Origin of the sequence: Bradyrhizobium genosp. L (assembly GCF_015624485.1) — a bacterium.
GTDB lineage: Bacteria > Pseudomonadota > Alphaproteobacteria > Rhizobiales > Xanthobacteraceae > Bradyrhizobium.
In genome coordinates this window covers 5,758,014-5,783,822 of sequence record NZ_CP061378.1, presented here as the reverse complement: position 1 = coordinate 5,783,822, position 25,809 = coordinate 5,758,014, and the positions used below count along the sequence as shown (strand labels likewise).

Genomic DNA, 25,809 nt, shown 5'->3' with positions numbered 1-25,809 from the left:
CCAGACCCTTATAGAAAGCCTCTCGCCGGGCATTGGTTCCCGGCTGGAACGCCTGATAGGGTAGAGCGTTGAGCATCAACTATCCCTTTCCCGTATCTCACCAATTTAGCAACGAGCCGAATACCGTTGCGAGCCAGCAGCGTGCCGAATGGACCTTTATACCAAAGCCAAGACCCTGGGCATCCAGACCGAATATATCGATGGCAGCGGTCACCTCCGTGTGACAACGCCCGAAGCGCTCACGGTGATCCTCGATGCGCTGCCGCCCTCCGCGCCGCGGCGGATCGTCGCCGATCCCGTGGTGATCCGCACCGGTCGGGCGGCGTCGACGGCGCTGTCGGAAGCGGCCCAGCTTCCGGTGCGATGGACCATCATGCACGGCGCGACGCGGCTCGCGCAAGGCGAAGCGCATGAGCGCAGCGTGGTCTGGCCGACCGGTCTGCCCGAAGGCGTGCATCGGCTCCAGTTCTCGGACGCCTTGGGCGCGAACGAGGAGGTGCCGGTGCTGGTGGCGCCCGAGAAAGCATTTGGCGGCGAGTTCGACCGCTGCTGGGTGATCGCCGCGCAGCTCTACGGCGTGCGCTCCGCGCGCAACTGGGGTATCGGCGATTTCACCGATCTGCAGCACCTGCTCGAGTTCGCGCATTCCGTCGGCGCCGACGGCATCGGGCTCAATCCGCTGCACGCGCTGTTCGACGACCGGCCTGGCGATTGCAGCCCATACTCGCCGAACTCCAGGCAGTTCCTCAACGCGCTCTACGTCGACGTCGAGCAGATCCCCGAATATCGCATCGATGCGGAGACGCAAGGCGCGCTGGCGCGGCTTCGCACTCATGACATGGTCGACTATGTCGGGGTCGCCGCGCTGAAATGGCCCGCCCTGCGCGCGGCGTTCGCGGCCTTCAAGGCCAATCCCGGGCTCGGCCGCTGGCAGGATTTCGAGGCCTATCGCAGCGAGCACGGCGCGCTGCTGTCGCGCTTCGCCGCTTTCGAGACGATGCGGCACACGTTCAACCTGCCATGGTGGGAATGGCCGGACGAATGGCGGCAGCCCAACGATGCGGCCTGCGCCCGGTTGCGCAGGGCGCGCGAGACGGCAACGGAAGTCGAGTTCGTCGAATTCGTGCAATGGACCGCCGATCGCCAGCTCGCCGCCTGCCAGGCGCTGGCGCACAAGCTCGGCATGCGGGTCGGGCTCTATCTCGATGTCGCCGTTGGCGTGCAGTCGGATGGCTTCGATGCCTGGAACGAGCAGGTCGCGATCTCGCGGCATCTGGGCGTCGGCGCGCCGCCCGATCCGCTCAACACCGCAGGCCAGGACTGGGGGCTCGCCGGCTTCAATGCCGCGGGCCTGGAGCAACGCGCCTTCGTGCCCTTCAAGCAGATGCTGCGCGCGGCGATGCGCCATGCCGGCGCGATCCGGCTCGACCACGCCTTCGGACTGAAGCGCCTTTACCTCGTGCCGCGCGGCTTCGGCCCGGCCAATGGCGCCTATGTGCTGATGCCGTTCGAGGCGCTGCTGGCGGCGACCGCGCAGGAAAGCGTGGCAAGTCGCTGCGTCGTGATCGGCGAGGATCTCGGCACCGTGCCGGAAGGTTTCCGCGAGCAGATGAACGGCTGGGGCATCTGGTCCTATTTGGTGATGATGTTCGAGCGCGACGATCACGGCGCCTTCCGCAACGCCGATCACTATCTCCCGGACGCGCTGGTCGCCTTCAACACCCACGACCTCTCGACCTATGCCGGCTGGCGTTCGTTCAGCGACCTCAAGACCAAGCGCGCGCTCGGCATCGATCCCGGCGAGACCGACCAGGGGCGGTGGGACGCGCTCGGCGAGCTCGACGCCGTGCTGGGCCACCATGACATCCACAAGAACGATCTGTATTCGGTGGTCGGCTTCATGGCGCGGACGAAGTCGCGGATCCTGGTGGTTGCGATGGAGGACCTGCTTGGCCTGGTCGACCAGCCGAACATCCCCGGCACCGTCTACGAGCATCCGAACTGGAAGCGGCGGCTGCCGGTTTCGCTCGCGCAACTGGGCTCGGCGATCGACATCGAGGCCCTGAAACGCGCGACCCGCGAGCGGTCGCGCGGCTGACCCGGCAGGAGCGCGGCAGTTGGCATCCCGGATCGAAGATTACGGAATGATCGGCGATGCCGAGACCGCGGCGCTGGTCGGCCGCGACGGCTCGATCGACTGGCTGTGCTGGCCGGCGTTCGATTCCGATGCGTGTTTTTCGGCGCTGCTCGGCACCTCGAAGCATGGTCGCTGGCTGCTCGCGCCGTCCGGCGAGATCACGGGGACGTCGCGCCGCTATTGGGACGACACGCTGATCCTGGAGACGCGGTTCGAAACCGCAAGCGGCATCGTCGCGCTGATCGACTTCATGCCGCCGCGCGGCCACGCCTCCGACGTGGTCCGCCTCGTGCGCGGCGTCAGGGGACGGGTCAAGATGCGCATGGAGCTCGTGATCCGCTTCGGCTTCGGCGTCGACGTGCCCTGGGTCAGGAAGAATCCGGACGGCGAGGGGCTGCTCGCGATCTCCGGGCAGGACATGACCGTGCTGCGCACGCCGGTCGAGACCCGCGGCGAGGATCTGACCACGGTCGCCGATTTCGAGGTCGGCGAGGGCGAGACCGTGCCGTTCGTGCTGACCTACGGCGCATCCTATTCCCCGGTGCCGGAGCCGATCGATCCCATGGCGGCGTTGAAGGATACCGAGGACTATTGGCGCGAATGGTGCAGCCGCTCGACCTATGACGGCGGTGACCGGCGCGATCTGGTGATGCGCTCGCTGATCACGCTGAAGGCGCTGACCTTCCGGCCGACCGGCGGCATCGTCGCGGCCCCCACCACCTCATTGCCGGAAAAGCTCGGCGGCGCCCGCAATTGGGATTATCGCTACTGCTGGCTGCGCGATGCCACCTTCACGCTGCTGGCGCTGATGAACTCGGGCTATACCGAGGAGGCGGCGGATTGGCACAACTGGCTGTTGCGCGCCGCCGCCGGCGCGCCGGCCAACATGCAGATCATGTACGGCATCATGGGCCAGCGGCGGCTGCTGGAATGGGAGGCCGGCTGGCTGCCCGGCTATGAAGGCGCGCAGCCGGTGCGCGTCGGCAATGCCGCCCATGCCCAGCTGCAGCTCGACGTCTACGGCGAACTGATCGACGCCTTCCACCAGTCCCGCATGGCCGAGCTGAAGCTCGACGAAGAGAACTGGTCGCTGGAATGCACGGTCGTCGATCATCTCGCCGATGTCTGGGACAGGCCGGATCACGGCATCTGGGAACGCCGCGACACGCCCCGGCACTACGTGTTTTCCAAGGTGATGTGCTGGGTCGCGTTCGACCGCGCGATCAAGAGCGCCGAACGTTTCGGCTTCAAGGCGCCGCTGGTCAAATGGCGGGTGCTGCGCGCGGCCATTCACCGCGACGTCTGCGAGAAGGGGTTCGATCCGGAGCTCGACAGCTTTGTCGAGAGCTACGGTTCGAAGCTGCTCGACGCCAGCCTGTTGCTGCTGCCGTCGGTCGGCTTCCTGCAGCCGACCGATCCGAAGATCCGCGGCACCATCGCGGCGATCGAACGGCATTTGATGCGCGACGGCTTCGTGCTGCGCCACGATCCGCGCGAAGCGTCCGACGAAGTGCAGCCGATCGAGGGCGCGTTCCTTGCCTGCAGCCTGTGGCTCGCCGACGCCCATGTGCTGGCGGGCGATCTCGACAAGGCGCAGGTCATGTTCGACCGCGTCGTCGCGGTCGCCAACGATGTCGGCCTGCTGGCGGAAGAATACGACGGCGCCGCCGGCCGGCAGACCGGCAATTTCCCGCAGGCGCTGACGCACATCGCGCTGATCAACACCGCGCACAATCTGAGCGGCGCCAAGGCCGAGCACGAGAAGCCAGCAATGCAGCGTTCGACGTAAGGCGAGGCCGATAGCCACCTGCCGATAGGCTGCCGTCGCAGGGGCGCACTGCCAAATATCGAAAACAACCCCATGCAAAGGTGCCGGCGGCTACCGGCGTTCGACACGGCACTTGACACGTCGGGCAAATCAGCGGTATTCTTCTATTATTCGGAAATCGTGCCAGCGCTCCCTCGCGGGAGAGGGAGCCTGGTTCCGCTGCGGCTGATGCTCAGCCCAATCCGATCGTGCCTCAGCGGCCGCTCTTCAGCACCACGTCCATCGCGCGGGCAAAGCCGTCGTGCTCGTTGCTTTCGGTCACATGGGTGGCGCGCGCCTTGACGTCGTCGCTGGCATTGCCCATCGCAAACGAGATGCCGCTCTTGGCGAACATCGGGAGGTCATTCTGCATGTCGCCGATGGTGGCGACGTTCTCCAGCGCGACGCCGAGACGCTTGGCGATATCGGCGACGAAGGTGCCCTTGTCGTGGCCGGGCGGGGTGACGTCGAGATAGTAGGTCTGTGAGCGGACGGCGGTTGCCTCATTGCCGACCATCTGCTGCATCTCCTTCTCGCAGCGCTGCAGCAGCGCCGCGTCCGAGCTGGCGCCGACGATCTTGCAGGCCTGGTCGAGATAGGGCGTGAAGTCGCTGACGATGGTCGGGTCGTGCTTGATGGTGCGCTGCTCGTGGGCGGTATACTCGCCGTCGGGGTTGCGCGTCAGCCACCGGTCGTTGGTGAACAGCCAGATGTCCACGCCATGGTCGCGCAGCATGTCGACGCAGCGTTCGGCGGTCGCTGCCGGGATCAAATGCTGCGCGATCGGCTTCAATTGCGGATCGACGATCGAAGAGCCGTTGAACGCGCCAATCGGCTGCGAGATCGCGAGTGGCGCGACCAGGAATCCCATTCCGATCGTGGGCCGGCTGGAGACGATGGTGAAGCCGATGCCGGCCTCATGCAGCTTGCGCACCGCCGTCCTGGCGCCTTCCGTCAGGGTCTTGTCCTTGGTCAGAAGCGTGCCGTCGACGTCGGATACGACAAGGGCGATGCGGGTCATGAGCGATCCAGGTTCGGGCGATCCAGGTTTGGACGGTCCAGGTTGAGTTGGCTGACGATGTCCTCGACGATGATGTCGATCGTGCGGTCGATCGCGACGGTGATCGGGCGTTCATCCGGCGTGGGCGGCTCCAGCGTGCCGAACTGACTCGTGAGCAATCCGGGCGGCATGAAATGGTCCTTGCGTGCGATCAGCCGCGAGGCGATCAGCTCCTGGGAGCCGTCGAGGAAAACGATGCGGACATCTTTCCGGCCATGCACCAGGATGTCGCGGTAGCTGCGCTTCAGGGCGGAGCAGGCGATCACCGCGCGCTCGCTTATCCTGCAGGTGCGGTCGATCTCGGCGGCAATGGCCCTGAGCCACGGCCAGCGGTCCTCGTCGGTCAGCGGCTGCCCGGAATGCATCTTCGAGACATTGCTCGGCGGATGAAACGTGTCGCCGTCCTCGTAGCGCCAGCCGATCCTGACCGCGAGATGGTCTGCGATGGTGCTCTTGCCCGAGCCCGACACGCCCATCACCACCAATGCACAGGGGCTTTGCCCATCAGCCACGAACGTCCTCCGGCAGCGCGGCCTGATCGACGAGCCAGACGGTTTCGTTCTGCGATCGCGCGCGATTGGCCGGTAGATTCTCCCCTGCGAATAGCCGCGTCAAGATCGCACGCTTGCCCTCGCCGGCGATCTCGAACAGCATCTCGCGGCAGGAGGCCAGCGTGGGCAGCGTGAGCGAGACGCGCGGCACGAACGGCTCGACATTGGCCTTGGGCACGCCGACCACCCAGCGCCTGGTCTCCTCGACCGCGGGATAGCCGGGAAACAGCGAGGCGGTGTGACCGTCGGGACCGACGCCCATCAGCACGAGGTCGAACAGCGGCCGCTTTGGGTCGAGTTGTTCGGCGCCATAAAACGCCATCAGCTCGTTCTCATAGAGGGCGGCGCTGACGTCGGGATCCCTGAGGTCGGCGGTGTCGGTTGCGATCGGATGGACGTTGGCGGCAGGTGCGCAGCGGTCGAGGAAGGCCTGCCGTGCCATGCTCATATTGTGCAGCGGGTCCTTGCGCGGCACCAGGCGTTCGTCGCCGATGAACCAGTCGATGCGGTCCCACGGAATCCTGCTGCGATACTCCGGCGTCGCCAGCAGCTCATATAGCGCCTTCGGGCTCGATCCGCCGGTCAGGCAGATCGCGATCCGGCCGTTGTCCGTCGCGACCCTCGCGATCAGCCGCTCGGCGGCCGTCCTCGCCATCGCCGCCGGATCGGCGACGGTCATGATCTTCCGCTCGTTGCCCGCAGACATGGTCAGCCGAACTTCCGCCAGCTGCGGCCGTCGCGGGTCAGCAGCGCGTTGGCGGCCTCGGGGCCCTCGCTACCCGCCTTGTAGGGCTGCAGCCCCCGACCGCCGGCGCTCTTCCAGGCGTCGAGGAAGGGCTGCACCGCCTGCCAGCCGGCCTCGACGCTGTCGGCGCGCTGGAACAGAATGTTGTCGCCGATCATGCAGTCGTAGATCAGCGTCTCGTAGCCGGTCGAGGGCTCGGCCTTGAAGTAATCCTTGTAACGGAACTTCATCTCGACGCCGTCGATGTTGATCGCCGGACCGGGCACCTTGGTGTTGAATTGCAGCTCGATGCCTTCGGTCGGTTCGGTCGAGATGATCAGATAGTTCTGCGACAGGCGGTCGACCGGCGTGTCGCGGAACATCGCGAACGGCGCCTGCTTGAACTTGATCGCGATCTCGGTGCGCTTGGTGGTGAGCGCCTTGCCGGTGCGCAGATAGAAGGGAACGCCGGCCCAGCGCCAATTGTCGATGGTCAGCTTCAGCGCGGCATAGGTCTCGGTGCTGCTGTCCGGCCTGACATCCGGTGTCTTCAGATAGTCGTCGATCTCGGTGTCGCCGACCTTGCCGGCGCGATACTGGCCGCGCACCGAGTTGGACAGCGCTTCCTGCTCGCTCTGGGTCTGGATCGCCGCAAGCACCTCGGCTTTCTCAGAGCGCACCGCGTGGGCATCGAAGCGCGCGGGCGGCTCCATCGCCACCAGCGAGAGCAACTGGAACAGATGGTTCGGCACCATGTCGCGCAGCGCGCCGGTGGCGTCATAGAAGCTGCCGCGATGGCCGACGCCGAGCTTCTCGTCGACGGTGATCTGGACGTGGTCGATATGGTTGCGATTCCAGATCGGCTCGAACATGCCGTTGGCGAAGCGCAGCACCAGGATGTTCTGCACCGTTTCCTTGCCGAGATAATGGTCGATCCGGTAGATCTGGTGCTCGTCCATCAGCTTCAGCAGCGCGGCATTCAGCGCCCTTGCCGACGCCAGATCGGTGCCGAACGGCTTTTCGATCACCAACCGCCGCCAGGCGCCGTTCTCCTGCAGCATGCCGGTACGGCCGAGCTGCTCGCTGATCGGCAGGAAGGCGCTCGGCGGGGTCGCGAGATAAAACAGGCGATTGCCGCCGGTGCCGCGGGCCTTTTCGAGCTTGTCGAGCCGTTCGTTCATGGCGTCGAAGGAGGCCGGGTCGCTGGGATCGGCCTCGATCGAGGTGACGCATTCGAACAGCCGCTTCGCGATCGCCTCGTCCACGGGGCGGGTGGCGAACTTGCGCAAACCCTGCATCAGGCTGTCGGTCAGCTGCTCGCTCGACATGCCCTTGCGGACCACGCCGACGACGCAGAATTTGTCCGGCAGGAGGTTGCCGGCGGCGAGATTGTACAGCGCCGGCGTCACCAGCCGGTGCGTCAGGTCACCGGTGGCGCCGAACAGGACGAAGGAGCATGGATCGGGTTTCTTCTGCACGTGACCTTCCGCGGGTTCGGTTCAAGTCTTGTTCTATGCTTTCCTATCCTAGGCCTTCTTGGGCGGTTCCTTGTGGCCGCCGAAGCCCGCCCGCATCGCCGAGAGGATTTTCTCCGCGAAGGTGTGATCCTTGCGCGAGCGGAAGCGCGTGTAGAGCGCGGCCGTCAGCACTTCGGCCGGCACCGCCTCGTCGATCGCGGCGTTGACGGTCCAGCGGCCCTCGCCGGAATCCTCGACAAAGCCCGAGTAATTATCGAGCGTTTGGTTGTGCGCCAGCGCCGAGGCGGTGAGATCGAGCAGCCAGGACGGGATCACGCTGCCGCGCCGCCACACTTCCGCGATGTCGGCGATGTCGAGGTCGAAGCGATGATCCCGCGGCAGCGCTTCGATATTGGCATTCTTCAGGATGTCGAATCCTTCGGCATAGGCCTGCATCAGGCCGTATTCGATGCCGTTGTGGATCATCTTGACGAAATGTCCGGCGCCGACCGGGCCGGCGTGGATATAGCCCTGCTCGATGCGCGGGTCGCGGCCCTCGCGGCCGTCGGTGCGCGGGATGTCGCCGATGCCGGGGGCGAGCGCCTTGAAGATCGGGTCGAGCCGGTCGACCACGGCCTTCTCGCCGCCGATCATCATGCAATAGCCGCGCTCGATGCCCCAGATGCCGCCGCTGGTGCCGACATCGACATAGTGCAGGCCGCGCTCCCTGAGCGCCTTGCCGCGGCGGACGTCGTCCTGCCAGAAGGTGTTGCCGCCATCGATGATGACGTCGCCGGGCGACATCAGTTTTGCCAGCGCCTCGATGGTGGTCTCGGTGATCTTGCCGGCCGGCAGCATCACCCAGGCGGTGCGTGGCGCCTCCAGCTTGAGGACGAAGTCCTCAAGGGAGGACGAACCCGCCGCATTGTCGGCGGCGAGCGCCGAGACCGCCTTGGGATCCTTGTCGTAGACCACGGTGGAGTGGCCGCGCGCCATCAGGCGGCGGACGATGTTGCCGCCCATACGGCCGAGGCCGATCATGCCGAGTTGCATTGCTCTGCCTCCGTCAGTTCAGCGCAGCCGAGATCGCGGCATCGAGCGCCGCGAGGCCGGAAGCGAGATCGCCCTTGAGATGGACCCGCAACGCGCGCCGGCCACGCTCGGTGAGCACGTCGAAATCGCCGCGGGCCTGTGCCGCCTTGATCACGCCGAAGCTCGCCTTCTGCCCGGGCACCGCCAGGTCGTGCGGGTCGTCGACCGTCACTTGCAGGAAGATGCCGCTGTCGGGGCCACCCTTGTAGGCTTGGCCGGTCGAATGCAGGAAGCGCGGGCCGAACTCGGCGCAGGTCGCCAGATGCTTGGCGTCCCTCAGCTTCAGCCGCATTGCCTGCATCGCGTCGATTGTATCGCCGTCGCGCTCGATATAGGCGAGCAGGGCAACGTAGTCGCCGCTGCCGGAACGCGCGAGATGCGCTCTGATCCAGGAGTTGAGGTCGCCATTGGCGCCGCCCCGGCGCAAATCGTCGGCGTTCTGGGCGTCGGTGTAGAGATCGACCTCTGCCGCCGATACGACAGGCTTCTCGGCAGGCAGCGAGCCGGTCTTCTCGAACGCTGCCGTCAGCTCGCGGGTCTTGATCTTGGCGGCCTCGACGTCGGGCTGGTTGAACGGGTTGATGCCGAGGATCGAGCCTGCGACCGCGGTCGCGATCTCGAAGCGGAAGAATTCCTGGCCGATATGGTCGATCGATTTCATCGCGATGCGCACCACCGGATGGCCGGCGGCTTCAAGCGCGGCGAGCTTTGCCTCATGCGCGCCGTCGTGCTCGTTCTCGGTGCGCAGGTCGATGAAGAAGCGGTCGTTGCCGTAGACATCGGGGGCGCCGATGGTCTCGCCCTCGATCGGGATCAGGCCCTTGCCGTCCTTGCCGGTGGATTCCGCGATCAGCTGCTCGGTCCAGGCGCCGAAATCGGCAACCTTGGGCGAGGAGAAGATCGTCACCTTGTCGCGGCCTTCGAGCCCTGCGATGCCCATCGCCAGGCCAAGCTGCACGCCCGGGTTCTCGTGCGGCGGCACGTCGGCGCCGCAGGAGCGCACCATCGACAGCGTGTGATGGAGCAGGCCGCGAACATCGATGCCGGCCGCGGCCGCCGGCACCAGGCCGAACGGCGACAGCACGGAATAGCGGCCGCCGATCGCGGGATCGCCATAGAAGATGCGGGCAAAGCCCTCTTTGATCGCGAGCTTCTGCAGCGAGGAGCCGGGATCGGTCACCGCGACGAAGCGATGGCCGGCCTTGTCCTCGCCGATCGCCTTGCTGACGCGGTCGAAGAAATAGTCCTTCATCACGTTCGGCTCGGTGGTGCCGCCGGACTTGGAGGAGACGATGAACAGCGTCTTCGAGATGTCGACATACTCCTCCATCGCGCGGACCTGCGCCGGATCGGTGGAGTCGAGCACATGCAGCCGCGGGAAGCCGGATTTGTGCGGGAAGGTTTCGGCCAGCACCTCCGGCCCGAGGCTCGATCCGCCCATGCCGAGCACGACGGCGTCGGTAAAATTCTGCCCCTTCACGCGGCGGGCGAAATCCTCGTAATCGGCGACGTCGGCGGTGGCGGCGCTGGTCAGCCAGCCCAGCCATTTGTTCTCGTCGTCACCGGTCCAGACCGTTTTGTCCTTCTGCCACAGCCGCCGGATCTTGGCCGCGGCACGCCAGTCCTCGGTGCTCTTCTCGACCGCCTTGGCAATGGTCGCGCCGAGCGCGAGCTTCTGGTGGTCGATGCCGCCGCCGAGCGAGGTCGCGCGCTTGTGGGCGACCGCGCCGTAGAGCTTGTCGGCCGCGTCGGCGAACAGCTTGACGCCGTCCTTGACTAGCTCCTCGGTGATGGCGTCGAGCGAGACGCCGGACTTCTCCAGCTCCTCCAGCACGTGGCGGGCGTCCTCGACGTTCTCTTCCAGGCTGTCGCGGGTCTTGCCGTGATCGCGGAAGGCGTCGAGGGTTGCCGGCGGCACGGTGTTGACGGTGTCGGGACCGATCAGCTCCTCGACATAGAGCACGTCGCGGTAGTCCTTGTTCTTGGTGCCGGTCGAGGCCCACAGCAGCCGCTGCGGCTTGGCGCCCTTGGCCTTCAGCCTGTCCCAGCGCGCGCCCGAAAACAGGCGCTTGTAGTCCTGGTAGGCGAGCTTTGCATTGGCGATCGCGACCTTGCCCTTCAGCGCGGCGAGCCGCTCCTTCTCAGACGGGTCGTTGGCGCGGGCGATCTTCTCGTCGAGCTGCTTGTCGACGGCGCTATCGATGCGGCTGACGAAGAAGCTGGCGACGCTGGCGACATGGGAGGGATCGCCGCCCTTGGCGACGTATTTCTCAAGACCCTTCAGATAGGCCTCCGCGACCTGGCGGTAGACCTTCTGCGCGAACAGCAAGGTGATGTTGATGCTGATGCCTTCGCCGATCAGGTGTTCGATCGCCGGCAGCCCCTCCGGCGTTGCCGGCACCTTGACCATCAGGTTCTTGCGGTGAACGTCTTTCCAAAGCCGCTGCGCTTCCGCGATGGTGCCCTTGGTGTCCATGGCCAGATAGGGCGACACTTCCAGGCTGACAAAGCCGTCGCCGCCGTGGCTGTGGTCGTAGACCGGGCGGAGCACGTCGGCGGCATGCTGGATGTCCTCGACCGCGACATGCTCGAACAGGTCGGCCACCGAGCGGTCGCCGTGCTTCAGGGCCTGGCTGATCGCCCCGTCATATTCGTCGGAGCTGCCGATCGCCTTCTCGAAGATCGACGGGTTCGACGTCACGCCTTTGACGCCGTCGGTCTCGATCAGCCGCTTCAGGTCGCCCTTGGCGATGAAGCCGCGGGCGAGGAAGTCCAGCCAGACGGCCTGGCCGTGATTTTCGAGTGCTTTGACGGGGTTCATGGGGCCTGTTCTCGTTCGATCGAGGGTCGGTTTTTGGGTTCCCGGGCAGCTTTCGGGGGCGGGGGCGGATTGTCAACATGCGGCGGGGAGCCCGGGCGGAATGTCAGCGTTCCCGACGGATAACGCCAATCACATCAGTTCGATCCCCTCCGGATTGCGATCCGAGGAGAGCCCGGTCTCAGTACATTTTTATGACGTGTTGCGGTGCGCTAAAGCGCGATGAGCTCAGGGCCGCAGATAGAGGTAGCCCTGCGACTGCAGCTCGGCGAGGCGGACCACGCCGCCTCTGTCGGCGCTGACGAAGCGGGGGAGCAGGTCGGAGAGGCCGATGTTCTGCGATTTCATGGTGTTGCCGCAGGCGGCGAGCTCGATACCGTCCTTGGTGAACTGGCCGACATGTCGCGACAGATCGGGATTGGCGCCGGCGGAATGAAACGCCTTCAGCGCCTGGCCATGCACCACCAAGGCGATCGTCACATGGTCGGGGCCGCCGACGCCGTCAATGTGGTTCTGGACGTTGCCGAGCACGAAGTTGACCTTGTCGAGATCGGAGAGGTGATAGACCACCTTCAGCTTCTTCGTTGTCGCCTCCGTCGCGGCATCCGCCCGCGACGCCGCAAAGACGGCGCCGATCGCGGCAGTCGCGCCCCATAGAATACCGCGTCGATGCAAAGCTTCCTCCCGCAATTGCCGGCCAAGCCTCTCAGCAAAGCCTATCACTCGTGGGTGACTGCGGCGACTTCCGCGCGATCGGTCATCAGTTCGGCGCATTCCTTGACGTCGACCCGATCGACCCGAAAGACCTTGTCGTCGCCGCTGCCGACCAGCATTTCGCCGGTATACTCGTTCGGCTTGCTCGGATCGGAGATGCCGATGCGCGCCACGCGCATGATCGCGGATTTGTTATCCTTCGAGAGTGCCACAGTCATGCCACCGCCTTCACAATCGGCGGCACATTCGTAACGCAATTCGTGGCCAGCCGCGGTGGCAATGACGTGACCGCAGTAGCCGCCGGATTCGAAATTGCCGGGACGATCGCGGTATTGGATGCCGATGCTGACGGCATAGTTGACGGTCCCGGTCTCCGGCACGCGCTCCGCCTCGACCAGGAGCTTCATCGCGCTGACCTTTTGCATCGGGTGTTGCGCGAGATGGCTGGTGTCGTAGCTTCGCACGAAGCAGGCTGCCGATTTCCCGGTGACGGCGACCTTGAACATCCGCGCGTCGAAGGCCGCAGCCTTCGCCTTGGAGACGGCCTCCTGCGCTTGGGCGCCGCCTTGGGCCGCCAACATCGTACCGGCGCTTGCCGCAACTGCGAGGACAACAAGGATGATCCGTTTCATGGCCGTTATCGGGAATAGGTTTGCTCGGGAATAGGGGGCGCTCGGACGGCATCAACATGGATGCGCGGCAATGGTGCCGCGCGGAACTGCGCTGGTCTTGCCTTAGTCGCGGCGGCAGCAAGGCACGTTCAAGCCGCTCCCGAAGCTTTGTTGATGCGGTGTGTGAGGTGCGTATCTTGACGCCACGGCCCAACAGTCACACCTTTTCAGAGGAGCCCAACGGTTCATTGTCGGACGGGGAAGTTGCCCGGCTCGGATGTCCGTCCTGGCGGTCAGGCCCGGTAAAACCCGGATGTGGCGGGAGCGCTACAGCCCGGAAAATCAGGCCCTTGTCAGGGGATATTGATGAACCATTAAGCTTCCTGCCTGTTGATAAGGCAGAGGCTGCACGCGCCGTGCGTTGCCGAAGTGAGTCGGTCGGGTGTCCAATGAACCTAGCGTGCCGACGCTGATTCGATCCTTGGATGCTCTTAGTTGCGACTCGTGTCAGTCGTGCGGCGATACATATCGTGGAGAGAGGGATCATGTACAACGATTCTTTGTTCAACGCCTTCGCAAGGTCGTTCGAAGCGCGAAGCCAGACCGACATGTCGATGGCGGAGTATCTGGAGTCGTGTCGAAGTGATCCGATGCGATATGCCAATGCGGCCGAGCGGTTATTAGCGGCGATCGGTGAGCCCCAGATGATCGACACGGCCAAGGACCCACGCCTTGGCCGTATCTTTTTGAACCGTACGATCAGGTCCTATCCGGCCTTTGCCGGCTTCCACGGCATGGAGGACACGATCGAGCGCATCGTCGGCTTCTTCCGCCACGCGGCGCAAGGGCTCGAGGAGCGCAAGCAGATCCTCTATCTGCTCGGCCCGGTCGGCGGCGGCAAGTCGTCGCTCGCCGAGCGGATCAAGGCGCTGATGGAAGTGCATCCGATCTACGTGCTGAAGGCCGGCGACGAACTCTCGCCGGTGTTCGAGTCGCCGCTCGGCCTGTTTGATCCCGAGCAGCTCGGGCCGATGATCGAGGAGAAGTACGGCATTCCGCGCCGCCGCCTGAGCGGGTTGATGTCGCCGTGGGCCTACAAGCGGCTCGAGGCGTTCGGCGGCGACATCTCGCAATTCCGCGTCGCGCGCATCCAGCCCTCGCGGCTGCGCCAGATCGCGGTCGCCAAGACCGAGCCCGGTGACGAGAACAACCAGGATATCTCCTCGCTGGTCGGCAAGGTCGACATCCGCAAGCTCGAGACCTACGCCCAGAACGATCCCGACGCCTACAGCTATTCCGGCGGGCTGAACCGCGCCAACCAGGGCGTGCTCGAATTCGTCGAGATGTTCAAGGCGCCGATCAAGATGCTGCATCCGCTGCTCACGGCGACGCAGGAAGGCAACTATATCGGCACCGAGAACATCGGCGCGATCCCCTTCACGGGCGTCATCCTCGCGCACTCCAACGAGGCGGAGTGGCAGAGCTTCAAGACCAACAAGAACAACGAGGCCTTCATCGACCGCATCTGCGTCATCAAGGTGCCGTACTGCCTGCGGGTGACCGAGGAGCAGAAGATCTACGACAAGCTGATCACGACCTCCGAGCTTGCCGCCGCACCTTGCGCGCCGGCGACGCTGGAGACGTTGGCCCGCTTCTCGGTGATGTCGCGGCTGCGCAAGCACGAGAACTCGACGCTGTTCGCCAAGATGCGGGTCTATGACGGCGAGAGCCTGAAGGAATCCGATCCGAAGGCGCGCAGCGTCCAGGAGTACAAGGACGCGGCCGGCGTCGACGAAGGCATGGACGGCGTCTCGACCCGCTTCGCCTTCAAGGTGCTGGCTTCGACCTTCAACCACGACACCACCGAGGTCGGCGCCGACGCGGTGCACCTGATGTACGTGCTGGAGCAGTCGATCCGCCGCGAGCAGCTGCCCGATGAGACCGAGAAGCGCTATCTCGAATTCATCAAGGCCGACCTCGCGCCGCGCTACGCCGAGTTCATCGGCAACGAGATCCAGAAGGCCTATCTGGAATCCTACGCCGACTACGGCCAGAACCTGTTCGACCGCTATGTCGACTACGCCGATGCCTGGATCGAGGATCAGGACTTCAAGGATCCCGACACCGGCCAGTTGATGAACCGCGAGCTCTTGAACCAGGAGCTGACCAAGATCGAGAAGCCGGCCGGCATCGCCAACCCGAAGGATTTCCGCAACGAGGTGGTGAAATTCTCGCTGCGCTCGCGGGCGCATAATGGCGGCAAGAACCCGAGCTGGACCTCCTACGAAAAGGTCCGCGACGTGATCGAGAAGCGGATCTTCTCGCAGGTCGAGGATCTGCTGCCGGTGATCTCGTTCGGCTCCAAGAAGGACGGCGAGACCGAGAAGAAGCACGGCGAATTCGTCGCGCGGATGGTGGAGCGCGGCTACACCGAGCGCCAGGTCCGCCGGCTCGTCGAATGGTACATGCGGGTGAAGCAGGCCGGCTAGCGTGGCATCCGGAAAGCCGCCAACGGCTTTCCGTGTTCCGTCAAACAGGGAAATGTGGTGCGATCAATCGCATCACGGCGTGAGGCAGATGCAACGTGGTCATGCATATCGTCGATCGGCGGCTCAATCCGGGTAGCAAGAGCCTGGAGAACCGCCAGCGCTTCCTGCGGCGCGCCAAGGCGCTGGTGCAGGGAGCCGTCAAGAAGTCGTCTCAGGACCGCGACATCAAGGATGTCCTGGAAGGCGGCGAGGTGACGATCCCGCTGGACGGCATGGACGAGCCGCGGTTCCGGCGCGAGGGCGGCACCCGCGACATGGTGCTGCCCGGCAACAAGAAGTTCATCGAGGGCGACTACCTGCCGCGGCCGAACCAGAGCGGCGGCAAGGGCTCGGGCGCCGGCGAGGGCGACAGCGAGGATGCCTTCCGCTTCGTGCTCAGCCGCGAGGAATTCGTCGACCTGTTCCTCGACGACCTCGAATTGCCCGACCTTGCCAAGCGCAAGCTCGCCGAGACCGAGAGCGAGGGCCTCCAGCGCGCCGGCTATTCCACCTCCGGCTCGCCGGCGAACATCTCGATCAGCCGCACCGTGGGCCGCGCGCTGGCGCGGCGCGTGGCGCTGCGCCGGCCGCGCAAGGACGAGATCGAGGCACTCGAGGCCGAGCTTGCGCAATGCGACAACGAGACGCGCCGGAGCGAGCTCATCGCGCAGCTCGAAGCGCTGAAGGCCAAGGTCAAGCGCATTCCCTTCATCGATCCGATCGACATCCGCTACCGCCGCTTCGAGACGGTGCCGAAGCCGGTGGCGCAGGCGGTGATGTTCTGCCTGATGGACGTCTCGGGCTCGATGTCCGAGCACATGAAGGACCTCGCCAAGCGGTTCTACATGCTGCTCTACGTCTTCCTGAAGCGGCGCTACAAGCATGTCGAGATCGTGTTCATCCGGCACACCGACCGCGCCGAGGAAGTCGACGAGGATACCTTCTTCCACGGCCCCGCCTCCGGCGGCACGCTGGTGTCGAGCGCGCTGGTCGCGATGAACGAGATCGTCCGTACCCGCTTCCGTCCCTCGGACTGGAATATCTATGCCGCGCAGGCCTCGGACGGCGACAACATGACGTCGGACAGCGCGCTGACCGGCCAGCTCCTGACCAACAACATCCTGCCGGCCTGCCAGTTCTTCGCCTACCTCGAGGTCGGCGAGGCCGCCAACTACACCTTCGACATGCCGGACTCCTCGCTCTGGACGCTGTACGAGCGCCTGCGCAATGACGGCGCGCCGCTGTCGATGCGCAAGGTCAGCGAGCGCGGCGAGATCTTTCCGGTGTTCCAGGACCTGTTCAAGCGCCGCAGCAAGCAGGAAAGGGTTGCGTAATGGCTTCTTCCGGCGAACGCCTGTTCGAGGGCGCCGACTGGGATTTCCCGACCCTGCAGCGGATCCACGATGCCTGCGAGGAGATCGCCCGCAAGGAGCTCGGGCTCCAGGTCTATCCGAACCAGATCGAGGTCATCACCGCCGAGCAGATGCTCGACGCCTATTCCTCGGTCGGCATGCCGCTGTTCTACAAGCATTGGTCGTTCGGCAAGCAGTTCGCGTTCCAGGAGGCGTCCTACCGCAAGGGCCTGATGGGCCTCGCCTATGAGATCGTGATCAACTCGTCGCCGTGCATCTCCTACCTGATGGAGGAGAACACCGCGACGATGCAGACGCTGGTGATCGCGCACGCGGCGTTCGGGCACAACCACTTCTTCAAGAACAATTATCTGTTCAAGCAGTGGACCGATGCCGACGGCATCCTCGACTATCTTGAATTCGCCAAGGGCTACATCGCGGCCTGCGAGGATCGCCACGGCAGCGAAGCGGTGGAGCGGACCATCGACGCCGCGCACGCGCTGATGTCGCACGGCGTCGACCGCTATCCCGGCAAGAAGACGCTCGACCTCCGCGCCGAGGAGAAGCGCGCCGGCGAGCGCCGGCAGCACGAGGAGGCCATCTTCAACGATCTCTGGCGCACGGTGCCCAACACCAAGGCCAAGAGCAAGGCCGCGCTCTCGGTCGAACGCCGCCGCGCGCTGCTCGGGCTGCCGCAGGAGAATATCCTGTACTTCCTGGAGAAGTCGGCGCCCCGGCTGCACGGCTGGCAGCGCGAGCTGATCCGCATCGTGCGGCACATCGCGCAGTATTTCTATCCGCAGGGCCAGACCAAGGTGATGAACGAGGGCACCGCGACCTATGTCCATTACCGCATCATGAACCGCCTGCATCGGCAGGGCCGGATCACCGACGGCAATTTCCTCGAATTCCTGCAGTCGCACACCAATGTGGTGTTCCAGCCCGAGTTCGACGACCGCCGTTACTCCGGCTTCAACCCTTACGCGCTCGGCTTCGCCATGATGCAGGACATCGAGCGCATCGTGACCAGTCCGGAGGACGAGGACCGCCACTGGTTCCCCGACATCGCCGGCAAGGGCGACGTCGAGGGCGTGCTGCGCGAGATCTGGAGCAACTATCGCGATGAGAGCTTCATCAGCCAGTATCTCAGCCCGGCGCTGATCCGGCGCTTCCGCATGTTCCATCTGCACGACGATCCGGCGGAAAGCGCCGGCATCAAGGTCGATGCGATCCATGACGAACGCGGCTATCGGCGCGTCCGGCGCGAGCTGGCGCGGCAATATGACGTCGGCTTCGTCGATGCCAATATCGAGGTGATCGACGTCGACCTCGCCGGCGACCGCCGCCTGATGCTGCGTCACACCACGGTGAAGGGCGCGCAGCTCAACGAGAGCGATACGCGGCGCGTACTGCAACACCTCGCCGATCTCTGGACCTACGACGTGATGCTGACCGAGGTCGACGGGTCGGACAAGGTGCTGAAGGAATTCGTCGTCAGCCCGCGCAGTGCTGCGGTGGCGGCATAACGACCCTGCATCCATTCCGCGCGCCCGTCTCGCGGAATGGATGTCTCGCTCGATGAACCTTCGTGATCGCCGAAGGTTTACATCACGAACATCAAGGCAACATTTGCGTTCCCGGATGCGTATTGCGCATCCAGTGCGAGCGCCGTTGCCGGTTGCCTGCGCGGGCGCGATGGATAAGGTGCGCCGCATCAACAAGACCAAGAAAAGGATACGCTCTTGTCACCTCGCACATCTCTGGCGAGCCTCCTCGCCATTGCCTCGCTCACGACCCCGTTGATTTCGCCGTCCGTTGCCGCCGAGACGTCGATCAAGATCGGCAACACCGCGCCCTACAGCGGCCCGGCCTCCGCCTATGGCACGGTCGCACGTGCGGAAGCCGCCTATTTCCAGATGCTCAACGATCAGGGCGGCATCAACGGCCGCAGAATAGAGTTCGAGAGCCTCGACGACGGTTATTCGCCGTCGAAGACGGTCGAGCAGACCCGCAAGCTGGTCGAGCAGGATGAAGTGGTCGCGCTGTTCAGCTCGGTCGGCACCGCGCCGAACATCGCCGTGCAGAAGTACCTGAACATCAAGAAGGTGCCGCAGCTGTTCGTCTCGTCCGGCGCGACGCGCTGGAACGATCCCAAGCATTTTCCCTGGACCGTCGGCTTCAACCCGACCTACGAGCTCGAGGGCAAGCTCTACGCAAAGTACGTCCTGCAGACCAAGCCGGATGCCAAGATCGCCGTGATCACGCCGAACGAGGACGCCGGCAAGGATTACCTGAAGGGCTTCAAGGACGGGCTCGGCGAGCATGTCGGCCAGATCGTCGCCGAGACGACGTACCTCACGTCGGATCCGACCATCGACTCCCAGATGGTGACGATGCGGGAGTCCGGCGCGGACGTGTTCTTCGCCGAGGCGACGCCGAAATTCGCGGCGCAAGCGCTGCGCAAGGCGGCGAGCATGGGCTGGAAGCCGCTGACCATCCTGCCGTCGGTCTCCAATTCGGTCTCCGCCGTGCTCGAGCCGGCCGGGCTCGAGAATGTCACAGGCGTCGTGACCGGGCTCTATCTGAAGGATCCGACCGATCCGCGCTGGGCCGACGATCCCGGCGAGAAGGAGTTTTCGGCCTGGATGAAGAAGTATCAGCCGAACGCGAATATGGGCGATCTCTTCAACGCGCAGGGCTATACGGTAGCGCAGGTGATGGCCGCGGTGCTGAAGAACTGCAACGGCGACTACAGCCGCGACAACATCATCAAGCAGGCGACGAATTTGAAGGCGCTCGAATTGCCGATGCTGCTGCCGGGCATTAAGGTTCAGACCGAGCCCGACAACGTGACGCCGATCCGGCAGATCCAGATGGCGCGGTTCGACGGCAAGTCGTGGGCGCTGTTCGGAGATGTGCTGAGCGACAAGTAGCGTCACTAACTCCGCTGTCGTCCCTGCGAAAGCAGGGACCCATACGCCGCGGCTTCTGTTGTGAACGGCGCTCGTCGTTCCAGCGTAGCCTGACAATCTGCGTCGGTGGTTATGGGTCCCTGCTTTCGCAGGGACGACACAGAGTTTGTTGCACGTCCCTGCCACGCGCCGGCGAGAATGAGTGCTTAGCGCAAACTGGCGTTGATCTTGTCCAGCACCGCTGAGCCCGGGCACAGCGCCTTCTCGTCGAGCGTGTTGAGCGGCGTCTCGACGGTGTCGAGATGGCTGTGCAAATCCTCGGCGTCCGGATCGACATAGAGCAGCCCGGTGACGATCTGGCCCTTGGCGGCGTGCCTCGCGAGGAAGGTCTGGGCGCCGAGCCGATCATGCGGATCGTAATCGGCGTCGAGCTTGCGCAGCGCCAGCCTGGAGCCGTCATGCTGCTCGACCACCTGCACGGTGCCGGGCGCGTAATCGACGCTGATCGGTTCGCGGCCGACCAGCACGTCGAGCCGGTTCACCGCGTCATTGTGCTCGCGGACGTAGTCAAAGCTCTTGGTCGAACCGGCGTGATTGTTGAAGGCGATGCAGGGGCTGATCACGTCGATGAAGGAGGCGCCCTTGTGGCGGATCGCGGCCGCGATCAGCGGCACCAGCTGCGTCTTGTCACCGGAGAAGGAGCGCGCCACGAAGGTCGCCCCCAGCTGCAGCGCGATCGCGACCAGGTCGATGGCGTTGTCGGTGTTGGTGACGCCCTTCTTGGACTTCGAGCCGCGGTCGGCGGTCGCCGAGAACTGGCCCTTGGTCAGGCCGTACACGCCGTTGTTCTCGACGATGTAGGTCATGTTGACGCCGCGCCGGATCGAATGCGCGAACTGGCCGAAGCCGATCGAGGCTGAGTCGCCGTCGCCGGAGACACCGAGATAGATCAGGTCGCGGTTGGCGAGGTTGGCGCCGGTCAGCACCGACGGCATGCGGCCGTGCACCGAGTTGAAGCCGTGCGAGTTGCCGAGGAAATAGTCCGGTGTCTTCGACGAGCAGCCGATGCCGGAGATCTTCGCCACCCGGTGCGGCTCGATCGAGAGCTCGTAGCAGGCCTCGATGATCGAGGCGGTGATCGAGTCGTGGCCGCAACCGGCGCACAAGGTCGAGATCTTGCCCTCGTAGTCGCGATGGGTATAGCCGAGCTCGTTCTTCTTGAGGCCGGGATGATGAAACTTCGGCTTTGCAATGTAGGTCATGACTGCACCTGCGCTTCCAACCACGTCATGGCCGGGCTTGACCCGGCCATCCACGTCTTGGCCGGAGAAAAGGAAGTCGTGGATGCCCGGGTCAAGCCCGGGCATGACGCCGGAAAGACCGGATGATCGATCATGACACGGCCTTGCGGAGAGGGGTCACCTTGAGATGGTCCTGGTGGTCGGCGATCGCGTTGGCGATGTAGCGCGCGGTGATCGGCGTGCCGTCATAGTGCAGGATCGGCACCAGCCGGACGGGGTCGATGCCGTTTTCGTTGACGATCAGCTGGCGCAGCTGGGCATCGCGGTTCTGCTCGACCACGTAAACGAAATCATGGTCGGCGATGAAGCTCGCGACGCTGGAGTGGAACGGGAAGGCGCGGATGCGTAAGCGGTCGAGGTGATGGCCGCGCGCCTCCAGCAGGCCGATCGCCTCGTCCATCGCCGGCGAGGTCGAGCCGAAATAGATCACGCCGTATTTGGTCGGCTTGCCGGCATTGGCCTGCAGCGGCCGCGGCACCATGTCCTGCGCGGTCTCGAACTTGCGTACCAGGCGCTGCATGTTGTCGGCGTAGACGGCGCCTTCCTCCGAATAGCGCGCATAGCGGTCACGCGAGGTGCCGCGGGTAAAATACGAGCCCTTGGTCGGATGGGTGCCGGGATAGGTGCGATAGGGGATGCCGTCGCCATCGACGTCGAGATAGCGGCCGAAGTCGCGGCCTTCTTCCAGCATCTCCGATGTCATCACCTTGCCGCGGTCATATTGTCTGGCGTCGTCCCATTTCAGCGGACGGCACAGCCGGTGGTTCATGCCGATGTCGAGGTCGAGCATCAGGAAGATCGTGGTCTGCAGCCGTTCGGCCAGGTCGAAGGCGTGCGCCGCGAACTCGAAAGCCTCCGCGGGATCTTCCGGGAACAACAGCACATGCTTGGTGTCACCGTGCGATGCATAGGCGCAGGCGATGACGTCGCATTGCTGGGTGCGGGTCGGCATGCCCGTCGAGGGGCCGGCGCGCTGGATGTTCATGATCACGGCCGGGATCTCGGCGAAGTAGGACAGGCCGATGAACTCGGTCATCAGCGAGATGCCGGGACCCGAGGTCGCGGTGAAGGCCCGCGCGCCGTTCCAGGAGGCGCCGATCACGATGCCGATCGAGGCGAGTTCGTCCTCGCCCTGCACGATGGCGTATTTCGCCTGCTTGGTTTCGGGATCGTGGCGGTACTTCTTGCAATGGCCGGTGAAGGCTTCGGCCACCGAGGAGGACGGCGTGATCGGATACCAGGCGCAGACGGTGGCGCCGCCATAGACGGCGCCGAGCGCGGCCGCGCTGTTGCCCTCGATGAAGATGCGGTCGCCGACCTTGTCGGACTTCTTCACGCGCAGCCCGATCGGGCATTTCAAATTCTGCAGCGCCCAGTCGCGGCCGAGATGCAGCGCATGGACGTTGGAGGACAACAGCTTCTCCTTGCCCTTGTACTGCTCCCCGATCAGCTGCTCGACCACCTTGGGGTCCATGTCGAGCAGCGCGCACAGCGCGCCGAGATAGATGATGTTCTTGAACAGCTGGCGCTGCCGCGGATCCGAGTAGGTCGAATTGGTGATCGCGGTCAGCGGCACGCCGATGACGTTGATGTCCTCGCGGAACTTCGAAGACGGCATCGGCTTGGTCGAATCGTAGAACAGATAGCCGCCGGGCTCGATGCCGGCGACGTCCTTGTCCCAGGTCTGCGGGTTCATCGCCACCATCATGTCGACGCCGCCGCGGGCGCCGAGATGGCCTTGCTCGGTGACGCGCACCTCATACCAGGTCGGCAGGCCCTGGATGTTGGAGGGGAAGATATTGCGTGGAGAGACCGGCACGCCGTGGCGCAGGATCGACCGCGCGAACAGTTCGTTGGCGGAGGCCGAGCCCGAACCGTTGACGTTGGCGAAGCGGACGACGAAGTCGTTTACGCTGCTGATCGGGCTTTGGACTGACATGTTGATCCTGCGTGAACCATATCGATGAGGTACTTCTGCATGTCCCAGGCGCCGGTCGGGCAGCGCTCGGCACACAGCCCGCAATGCAGGCAGACGTCTTCGTCCTTGACCATGACCCGGCCGGTCTTGAGGTCGCCGGAGACATAGAGCGCCTGGTCGTGATGCGGCGAGGGCGCCTTGAGCCGCTCGCGGACGTCATCCTCTTCGCCATTCGCCGTGAAGGTGATGCAGTCCATCGGGCAGATGTCGACGCAGGCGTCGCATTCGATGCAGAGCGGGGCTGCGAACACCGTCTGCACGTCGCAATTCAGGCAGCGCTCCGCCTCGCCGAGCGCGAGCTTGACGTCGTAGCCGAGCTCGACCTCGGCGCGGATGTCCTTCAGCGCGATCACCTTGTCGCGATGCGGCACCTTGAAGCGCTTGTCGGTGGAGATGTCGTTGTCGTAGCTCCACTCGTGGATGCCCATCTTCTGCGAGGAGACGTGCACCTCGGGCAGCGGACGTTCGTTGATATCCTCGCCGGACACCATCCTGTGAATCGAGAGCGCGGCATCGTGGCCGTGCGCCACCGCCCAGATGATGTTCTTCGGCCCGAACGCCGCGTCACCGCCGAAGAACACCTTCGGATTGGTCGAGACGAACGTCTTGGGATCGACCTTCGGCATGTGCCATTTGTCGAATTCGATGCCGCAATCCTGCTCGATCCAGGGGAACGCGTTCTCCTGGCCGACCGCAACCAGCACGTCGTCGCAGGGAATGGTCTGATCGGGTTCGCCCGAAGGCACCAGATTGCGGCGGCCATTGGCGTCGTATTCGGCTTTGACCTGCTGGAAGGTGACGCCGATCAGCTTGCCGCCGACATGCTTGAATGCCACCGGCACCATGAAGTTGAGGATCGGGATGTCCTCATGCATGGCGTCTTCCTTCTCCCACGGCGAGGCCTTCATCTCCTCGAACCCGGAGCGGACCACCACCTTGACGCTGTCGCCGCCGAGGCGGCGCGCGGTGCGGCAGCAGTCCATCGCGGTGTTGCCGCCGCCGAGCACGATGACGCGGCGGCCGATCTTGTCGATATGGCCGAACGAGACGTTGGCGAGCCACTCGATGCCGATATGGATATTGGCGGCGGCCTCCTTGCGGCCGGGAATCTCGAGCTCGCGGCCGCGCGGCGCGCCGCTTCCGACGAAGATCGCGTCGTAATTCTCGGAGAGCAGCTGCTTCAGGCTGTCGACGCGGTGGCCACCCTTGAACTCGACGCCGAGGCCGAGGATGTAGCCGGTCTCCTCGTCGATCACGCTGTCGGGCAGCCGGAATTTCGGAATCTGGCTGCGCATCATGCCGCCGGCCTTGGGGTCACCGTCGAACACGGTGCAGTGATAGCCGAGCGGCGCCAGATCGCGCGCCACCGCGAGCGAGGCGGGACCGCCGCCGACCAGTGCGATGCGCTTGCCGTTCTTCGCGGCCGGCCGCGGCAGGCGGTGCGTGATGTCGTCCTTGAAATCGGCGGCGACACGCTTGAGGCGGCAGATCGCGACCGGGGTCTCCTCGACCCGCCCGCGACGGCACGCCGGCTCGCAGGGACGATCGCAGGTGCGTCCCAGGATTCCCGGGAACACATTGGACTGCCAATTGATCATGTAGGCGTCGCTATAACGCCCCTCAGCAATCAACCGGATGTACTCAGGAACTGGAGTGTGTGCGGGGCAGGCCCATTGGCAATCGACCACTTTATGAAAGTAGTCCGGCGCCGAGATATCAGTCGGTTTCATTCCTACCTTTGACCCGCGCGGAAAATGCCAGTTGATGCGCGGCCTTATCGTTGACGACGAACGCTCACGCGGCGTTGTTCTGGTTTTTGAATTGGATCATAGGCTTATCTTATTAGAGCCGTTCCAGGGAAGGCAAAGGCTAAATTGTCCGATCATCAGCTTTCGCGCGGCTGATGTGCGCGCAGCGTTAATCTCGATTGCGTTATGCGGCGGTGCAGCATGAACGCCGCACCACCGCATGACGCCGATTAATCCCGCGGCAGGTCGCTCTTGGCGAGATCCCAGAGCAGGCGGTAGACGCCGCTGGTGACGACCAGCGGCTTGAACGCGGCATTGTCGGTGATGCGCGCCGCAGCCGATGGCACAGTGCCCGGCTCGGTGGCGTCGATCAGCACGAACCAGTCGCCGGCGCCGGGATCGGCCTTCGCGGCGACCGGCGTCAGCGGCTTCGACAGCACCGGATCGTTTTCCAGCAGATGCATCGAGATGATGCCGTCGAGCTGCGACGGATCGAGCTGCTCGCGCAACGCATCGCGCAGCTTCTCCGCTCCGTCGGCGGGCGGACGCAACCGGATGATGCCGAGCGCTGCGCCTCTGCCCACGCCGCGGCTGATCGAGATGCGCGCAACGCCGCGGATCATGTTCTCAAAGCGCGCGATATTCGCCTTCGACCATTCGGTCTGGTTGGCGAGCGCCTTGCGATAGGTCGGGCTGTCGAGCACGTCGAAGGTCGCGGTCGTGTAGAGGCCGAGATATTTCGGCTTGGCGTCATGGGCGACGTAGCGGCGCGCCTCGACGAATCCGTCGATCGCGACGCGTTCTTCGATATGCTCGCGATCGTACCAGCGATTGAATTCAGCTTCGTGTAAGGGATCGACATCCATCGATGTCAGCAGCATGCCTTGTCCGGCGATCGGCATCGATTGCTCCTCTCGCCTTGTTTTCTCGATGCAATATCGCCGAACGACATCGCGCAGGGAAGCCGGTTCCCGATGCACGCGACCGGTCAGACCAAGGATTGCCACAATTGCTGCAAT

At 64.5% G+C, this 25,809-nt stretch carries 18 protein-coding genes; 6 read left to right on the top strand and 12 right to left on the bottom strand.

Annotation, left to right across the window (positions count from 1 at the left end; translation table 11 throughout):
- The first annotated feature begins 148 nt into the window (after positions 1 to 148).
- Positions 149 to 2,098 (top strand): 4-alpha-glucanotransferase, encoded by a 1,950-nt coding sequence (malQ, locus tag IC762_RS27560; RefSeq protein WP_195785321.1) that lies wholly within the window; start codon positions 149 to 151, stop codon positions 2,096 to 2,098.
- A 19-nt stretch (positions 2,099 to 2,117) separates the two neighbouring features.
- Positions 2,118 to 3,926: a glycoside hydrolase family 15 protein gene (locus tag IC762_RS27555; RefSeq protein ID WP_195785320.1), complete on the top strand. Its 1,809-nt coding sequence runs from the start codon at positions 2,118 to 2,120 to the stop codon at positions 3,924 to 3,926.
- Positions 3,927 to 4,158: 232 nt separating this feature from the next.
- Here the strand turns inward: IC762_RS27555 and IC762_RS27550 are convergent, their stop codons facing one another.
- The 8 genes from IC762_RS27550 to IC762_RS27515 all read right to left on the bottom strand — a co-directional run bounded on the left by IC762_RS27550 (position 4,159) and on the right by IC762_RS27515 (position 12,992).
- Positions 4,159 to 4,965, bottom strand: a complete 807-nt coding sequence (locus IC762_RS27550; RefSeq protein WP_195785319.1) for an HAD family hydrolase — start codon at positions 4,963 to 4,965, stop codon at positions 4,159 to 4,161.
- On the bottom strand, positions 4,962 to 5,480 hold the full coding sequence (locus IC762_RS27545) for a gluconokinase (protein ID WP_195790314.1): 519 nt from the start codon (positions 5,478 to 5,480) through the stop codon (positions 4,962 to 4,964). Before IC762_RS27545 ends, IC762_RS27550 begins: the two co-directional genes overlap by 4 nt.
- A gap of 28 nt (positions 5,481 to 5,508) precedes the next feature.
- Positions 5,509 to 6,261 (bottom strand): 6-phosphogluconolactonase, encoded by a 753-nt coding sequence (gene pgl / locus IC762_RS27540; RefSeq protein WP_195785318.1) that lies wholly within the window; start codon positions 6,259 to 6,261, stop codon positions 5,509 to 5,511.
- A 2-nt stretch (positions 6,262 to 6,263) separates the two neighbouring features.
- Positions 6,264 to 7,757 (bottom strand): glucose-6-phosphate dehydrogenase, encoded by a 1,494-nt coding sequence (gene zwf / locus IC762_RS27535; RefSeq protein ID WP_195785317.1) that lies wholly within the window; start codon positions 7,755 to 7,757, stop codon positions 6,264 to 6,266.
- A 48-nt stretch (positions 7,758 to 7,805) separates the two neighbouring features.
- Complete coding sequence (gene gnd, locus IC762_RS27530; RefSeq protein ID WP_195785316.1) at positions 7,806 to 8,789, bottom strand: phosphogluconate dehydrogenase (NAD(+)-dependent, decarboxylating); 984 nt, start codon at positions 8,787 to 8,789, stop codon at positions 7,806 to 7,808.
- Positions 8,790 to 8,802: 13 nt separating this feature from the next.
- Positions 8,803 to 11,649 (bottom strand): bifunctional transaldolase/phosoglucose isomerase, encoded by a 2,847-nt coding sequence (locus IC762_RS27525; protein ID WP_195785315.1) that lies wholly within the window; start codon positions 11,647 to 11,649, stop codon positions 8,803 to 8,805.
- Between the two features lie 225 nt (positions 11,650 to 11,874).
- Positions 11,875 to 12,321: a DsrE family protein gene (locus tag IC762_RS27520; RefSeq protein ID WP_195785314.1), complete on the bottom strand. Its 447-nt coding sequence runs from the start codon at positions 12,319 to 12,321 to the stop codon at positions 11,875 to 11,877.
- 44 nt (positions 12,322 to 12,365) lie between these two features.
- Complete coding sequence (locus IC762_RS27515) at positions 12,366 to 12,992, bottom strand: hypothetical protein (RefSeq protein ID WP_195785313.1); 627 nt, start codon at positions 12,990 to 12,992, stop codon at positions 12,366 to 12,368.
- 524 nt (positions 12,993 to 13,516) lie between these two features.
- Here IC762_RS27515 and IC762_RS27510 point away from each other — a divergent pair.
- The 4 genes from IC762_RS27510 (at position 13,517) to IC762_RS27495 (ending at position 19,784) form a co-directional block, all read left to right on the top strand.
- Complete coding sequence (locus IC762_RS27510; RefSeq protein WP_195785312.1) at positions 13,517 to 15,460, top strand: PrkA family serine protein kinase; 1,944 nt, start codon at positions 13,517 to 13,519, stop codon at positions 15,458 to 15,460.
- Positions 15,461 to 15,561: 101 nt separating this feature from the next.
- Positions 15,562 to 16,833: a YeaH/YhbH family protein gene (locus IC762_RS27505; protein ID WP_195790313.1), complete on the top strand. Its 1,272-nt coding sequence runs from the start codon at positions 15,562 to 15,564 to the stop codon at positions 16,831 to 16,833.
- Positions 16,833 to 18,377, top strand: a complete 1,545-nt coding sequence (locus IC762_RS27500; RefSeq protein WP_195785311.1) for a SpoVR family protein — start codon at positions 16,833 to 16,835, stop codon at positions 18,375 to 18,377. Before IC762_RS27505 ends, IC762_RS27500 begins: the two co-directional genes overlap by 1 nt.
- A 216-nt stretch (positions 18,378 to 18,593) precedes the next feature.
- Positions 18,594 to 19,784, top strand: a complete 1,191-nt coding sequence (locus tag IC762_RS27495; protein ID WP_195785310.1) for an ABC transporter substrate-binding protein — start codon at positions 18,594 to 18,596, stop codon at positions 19,782 to 19,784.
- Between the two features lie 185 nt (positions 19,785 to 19,969).
- Here the strand turns inward: IC762_RS27495 and IC762_RS27490 are convergent, their stop codons facing one another.
- The 4 genes from IC762_RS27490 to IC762_RS27475 form a co-directional block, all read right to left on the bottom strand.
- Complete coding sequence (locus IC762_RS27490; protein ID WP_195785309.1) at positions 19,970 to 21,025, bottom strand: 2-oxoacid:ferredoxin oxidoreductase subunit beta; 1,056 nt, start codon at positions 21,023 to 21,025, stop codon at positions 19,970 to 19,972.
- 130 nt (positions 21,026 to 21,155) lie between these two features.
- A complete protein-coding gene (locus tag IC762_RS27485) occupies positions 21,156 to 23,003 on the bottom strand; it encodes a 2-oxoacid:acceptor oxidoreductase subunit alpha (RefSeq protein ID WP_195785308.1) in 1,848 nt (615 codons plus the stop codon).
- Positions 22,973 to 24,772 (bottom strand): FAD-dependent oxidoreductase, encoded by a 1,800-nt coding sequence (locus tag IC762_RS27480; protein ID WP_195785307.1) that lies wholly within the window; start codon positions 24,770 to 24,772, stop codon positions 22,973 to 22,975. Before IC762_RS27480 ends, IC762_RS27485 begins: the two co-directional genes overlap by 31 nt.
- A 248-nt stretch (positions 24,773 to 25,020) precedes the next feature.
- Positions 25,021 to 25,692, bottom strand: a complete 672-nt coding sequence (locus IC762_RS27475; protein ID WP_195785306.1) for a DUF4286 family protein — start codon at positions 25,690 to 25,692, stop codon at positions 25,021 to 25,023.
- Positions 25,693 to 25,809: the final 117 nt, after the last annotated feature.